We start from the raw sequence: 1364 nt of genomic DNA, 5'->3' as shown, positions 1-1364 counted from the left end.
CCTTATATGGACTCCTCCTATTGCACAATACCCTTCGTTAATTTTGTCAGACTGCGTGCTTATATGCGGGCTCATAATGAGGAGCTACCTCGGCCCTTTGATGTATTCGCGCCCTTGTGCCTCTTCTCCTACTCGGTGTTTTAACACGCCAGGCACTTTACAGGCTATCAAGGGTGGGTCTAACCGCTTAACGCAGGTTCTTGGTCAATACTGTTGTTTCTGTTATTGAAGGCTAAATATTAATTGGCTAGTAAACTGGGTTCATAACTCGTGCCCTTTTTCAGCATGGCATACGCTGTCCTAACTGTTTTATTTGCTAATGCAATGGCGGCACACTTCACACCTCGTCTTTCAACTAATGCTTTGAGCCATTGTTCTTTTTTCGTTTTTGGCTCTCGATGCTTTAGCTGACTGATGACCGCTCTGGCTCCCAGAAACAAGTGGCTGCGTAATGTTATCTCGCCACGGTATTTGGCTATATGACCTATTCGCACTTTTCCACCACTTGAGTGTTGGCGAGGGGTGACACCAACATTGGCTGCCGCATTGCGTCCGCTCGTAAAATGGGTTGTTTCACTTAAGCTTATTAATAAACCAACCGCTGTGATAGGCCCGACACCCTCAAGTGCCAGTAAACGTTCACATTGCTCATCTTGTTTTACTAAACCTGTCAGTAACTCATTTAATGTTTCTTTTAATGTTGATTGCGCTTTAAATAATTCATAGCACTGAGCTAGACATTGCCTTAAACCAGCGGTTAACCCATTATCGCTATCCTCTAGAATCTCAGGGATAGCTTGCCTAAACGCGCATTCTGATTGCTTGATTACAATCCCAAATTCAAGTAACAAGCCTCTGATTTGATTAGCCAGCTGTCGTTTCTGCTTTTCAGCTAAGGCGCGCATTCGCTCTATTGACTGTAAGCTTTGCTGTGCTTGCGTCAGTGATTTACACGGGCGGACATTAGGTGAGAAAGAAGCGGCAGCTATTGCAATGACATCATTTGCATCTGTTTTCTGGCCAACTCTAAATGCTTTGACAAATCGAGGATCTAGAATCACGACTTCATGACCAACACTACGCGCTTTACGTGCCCAATAATGAGCACCGCCACACGATTCCATAACAACTTTACAACGAGGAGAGGTGGTGAGTATCGACAGTAACTCTTTTCTGCTCACCGCTTTATTACTTTGTAGGTTTTGATGAAAAAACTTACCGACTTGAAAAACATTTTTTGCCAAGTCGATGCTAATTAGGTTAAATTTTGACATGTATGGATTCCTTATTGGTAAAAGTAATTGTCCAATCTCTTTATACCGTACTCACCCTGTTTGGGGGAGGAGTCCATACATCTCCTACAA

At 43.5% G+C, this 1364-nt stretch carries 1 protein-coding gene; it reads right to left on the bottom strand.

Going from position 1 to position 1364, the window contains the following annotated elements:
* Positions 1-239 precede the first annotated feature (239 nt).
* A complete protein-coding gene (locus L1266_RS22190; protein WP_235378360.1) occupies positions 240-1274 on the bottom strand; it encodes an IS110 family transposase in 1035 nt (344 codons plus the stop codon).
* Between the last annotated feature and the right edge of the window lie 90 nt (positions 1275-1364).

This window comes from Pseudoalteromonas sp. Cn5-37 (assembly GCF_021532495.1).
GTDB lineage: Bacteria > Pseudomonadota > Gammaproteobacteria > Enterobacterales > Alteromonadaceae > Pseudoalteromonas > Pseudoalteromonas simplex.
The sequence above is the reverse complement of the archived record's forward strand: the minus strand, read 5'-3'. Positions and strand labels throughout refer to the sequence as shown.

Coding starts and splice junctions, on each gene's coding strand:
- L1266_RS22190 (WP_235378360.1), bottom strand. CDS start 1,274: ATGTCAAAATTTAACCTAATTAGCATCGACTTGGCAAAAAATGTTTTT.